This window comes from Polynucleobacter sp. (genome assembly GCF_040400325.1).
Taxonomy (GTDB): Bacteria; Pseudomonadota; Gammaproteobacteria; order Burkholderiales; family Burkholderiaceae; genus Polynucleobacter.
On record NZ_JBBAQK010000032.1, the window covers coordinates 1 to 3,196 of the forward strand.

The 3,196-nt window shown below is 37.5% G+C and carries 3 protein-coding genes; all 3 read right to left on the bottom strand.

Features of this window, described 5'->3' with window-relative positions; translation table 11 throughout:
- Positions 1-20: 20 nt before the first annotated feature.
- Complete coding sequence (locus tag ABWP14_RS11310; protein ID WP_353203075.1) at positions 21-1,919, bottom strand: OmpA family protein; 1,899 nt, start codon at positions 1,917-1,919, stop codon at positions 21-23.
- Between the two features lie 20 nt (positions 1,920-1,939).
- Complete coding sequence (locus ABWP14_RS11315) at positions 1,940-2,923, bottom strand: PorP/SprF family type IX secretion system membrane protein (protein ID WP_353203076.1); 984 nt, start codon at positions 2,921-2,923, stop codon at positions 1,940-1,942.
- Between the two features lie 23 nt (positions 2,924-2,946).
- Positions 2,947-3,196: T9SS type B sorting domain-containing protein (locus ABWP14_RS11320; protein WP_353203077.1), on the bottom strand; the 250-nt coding region annotated here is incomplete at its 5' end.

Sequence of the window (3,196 nt, forward strand, 5' to 3'; positions counted from 1 at the left end):
TTCAATTTCCCAACTTTTCTCTATTTCACAATCAAGAATTCACTTCGTCTGTTAACAGCGAATTGTTCTTCGGTGCAATTTTCTTTGCAATCAATTTTAGGTTCACTTTCTCCGTATCCTTTTCCGGAAATTCTGTTGGCGCTAATTCCCTTAGAAATTACGTATTGCACGGTTGATTTTGCTCTTCTATCGGATAAATCAAGGTTATAAGCATCGCTTCCTCGGTTGTCGGTGTGAGATTTTACAAGAATAGTCAACTTGTCGTTGTTTTTCATTACTTGTACCAATTTATCAAGTTCAAAAGCACCTTCTTGGGTGATGTTACTTTTGTTGTATTCAAAGTTAATTTCTTTTAAAACGATTGCTTCTTCGGTTACAATAACATCAATTGGGTTAAGACTTGCATCGATTTGCACTTGTCCGCCTTTTGTTTTGGCAACATCAAAAATACCGCTTTCAAAACCATCTTTCGCCACTTGAAGAGAGTAAGATTTATTGCATTCAACAACATAAATTATTTCACCATCGGCCGTTGTAGTTTTGGTTTCGATGGTATTTTTTTTATCGTCTACAATCGCCACTCTAGCTCCTGCAAGCAACTCGTTTGTTTTTGCGCTTTTTACAATTGTTTTCACCTCTACGCTACAAACAGGTTCGGCACCATAAATGTCGTCAGTTCCCGCTCTATTGCTCGAGAAGTACCCCATATTTTTGCTAGTGTTGAAGGTAAATGAGAAATCATCTTTCTCGCTATTTATTGGTTTTCCAAGATTTTTTGGGGTGCTGTCTTTTGCATTTGGGCTTAAATCTATAGAAAACACATCTAATCCACCAAGACCTTGTCTTCCACTAGAAGCGAAATACAAAATATTATCGTCGGTAAGATAAGGAAACTGCTCGCTACCTTCGGTGTTTACGCTGCTTCCTAGGTTTTCTGGTGTTCCATAAATATCATTTTCAATGCTCACTTTCCAAATGTCATTTCCACCTTTTCCGCCAGGCATATCCGAGGTAAAATAAAGTGTTTTTCCATCTTTGCTAATGGCTGGTGAACTTGTCGAATAACTTTTATTATTAAGAGGCAAAGCAGTAATGTTTACCCATTTATCGCCTTCTTTGGTTGCTTTGTACAAATTAACTTGTCCAAATTTTGCGTTGGCTTTTTTGTCTTTTACAAAGTCTTTACTAGCGTGACTATCTCGGGCAAAATACATTGTTTTTCCATCAGCTGTAATAGCTACCGGACCATCATGCCATTTGGTGTTGAGTTCATCTACTTCTGTTGGAAGACTCATTGTGCCATCGGCATTCAAAATGCTTTTATAAATGTCTAAATACGGTTCGTCGTTCCAACCATCGGTGCGCTTTGTTTTGTTTCTTGCACTCACAAAATAAAGTATGTTGTCGTTGGTTAAAACAGCTCCAAACTCGGATTTTTCACTATTGATAGTAAGTGTTTTTAGGTTAAAAGATTTTTGCTTATCGAGCAATTTTGGCAAATAATTCGGATTTTCGTTAAATGTTTTTGCTCTTTGGTCGTTTGGCGCTTTGCTTGCAAAAACGGACATTTGCTTGTTTGCCTCTTCGTATTTTCCGTTGGCTTTAAGCATTTGGGCATATCTGTAGTAAGTTTCTGCCTCTTGTGGGGTTTTGTCTTTTACTACTTTGGCATACCATTTTGTGGCTTCTGCGCTGTTGAACATGTTGTAGTAAGCATCGGCAAGTTGTTTGTTAATATAACTATCGCCTTTGCCCTGGTCAACGAGTTTTAGGTATTCTTTGCTAGCGTCAACATATTCAAATTGAGCAAATAGTTTATCTGCTTTTTTGGTGTCTTTGTTTTGTGCTTTTGCTGAGTTGATGGTTAACAGTAACACAAAACTCAATAAAATGGCTACGGTGTTGATTTTTATTTTCATTATCGCGGTGTGGTTTTATGTTAGAAAAATCTAGGTGAACGAGATACTTTTTTCGGGAAATTCACATCAAATAGCAAGATGATTTCATGCGAAGAGCGAGAGGTTGCTTTTAAGTCGGATAGAATACTGTCGTAGGCATATCCGACGCGAAGTGAAGGAGAGATGGCATAGTTTACCATTCCCCCAAAACTATCGTCTACTCTATAAGAAGCTCCGATTTCAAACTTGTCAAAAAACAAAAAGTTGGTATTTAAATCAAGTGAACTTGGCGAATTAAAGGCCGATTTAAGCATCACAAAAGGTTTTAATTTCAAAGTTGGACTAAGGTCAAAAACATAACCACCGGTAACGAAATAATGTTGCACTTCGTTGCCATATTTTTTACCGTTAAAATCCAAATGGGTTGCTTTTATCATATTTGGAACAGAAAAAGACACATAGTATTTATCGGTATAATAAAAAATACCAGTACCGATATTAAAAAAAGTGTTATTGGTGTCCTGTTGAAAAGCATCATCGGTAAGATCAGGAAGAGATCCTTTAATATCTGATTCCAATCCTACTTTTTGAAAACTTGCTCCTGCTTTTAAACCCAAAGCTAATCGTCTTTCTCCCCCTAAATTCAGGGTGTAAGAGAAATCGGCATAAGCGTTTTGTTCTACTACTGGTCCGATTTCATCAGAAATAACCGAGAGTCCAATTCCGACATTTTTCCCCACCGGGCTAGAGCCAGCGAGAGAGAATGTAGTAGGGGCGCCTTGGACATTGACCCATTGTTTGCGGTACAAAAGCCCGAAAGAAAGGTTTTCTTTAGAACCTGCATAGGCGGGATTGATTACATTCATGTTGTACATGTATTGTGTATAATGTGGGTCTTGTTGTGCATTTGCTTGGGAAAATGTCAGTAAAACAAGGGCTATTAAAAGTAGTTTCTTCATCTTTTGATCGATTTGATTGTTCTTTTTATTGAATTTTCCTTTGCTTGAAAATCGAAATAGTTTCAAGCAAAGGTTTTTTCTTTTTTAGGTTAATATTGTCTATTGATGTAAATCCATCCTGTTGTGGTAATACCACCTTTTCTGTTGATAACGTAGAAGTAAGTGCCGTCTGGCAGGTCTTCACCACCACTAGCTTGTCCGTGCCATTGGTCGGTGTAAGCTCCATAACTGTATACCTCCGTGCCATAACGGTTAAAGATTTCTATTTTCTCAACATTAAATCCTGTTAAATCAAAGCTGTCATTCTTGCCGTCAACAATACCTGGGGAGATTCCTTTT

Excerpts from the sequence above, each read along its gene's own strand:
- ABWP14_RS11310 (WP_353203075.1), bottom strand. The coding sequence starts at position 1,919 with ATGAAAATAAAAATCAACACCGTAGCCATTTTATTGAGTTTTGTGTTA.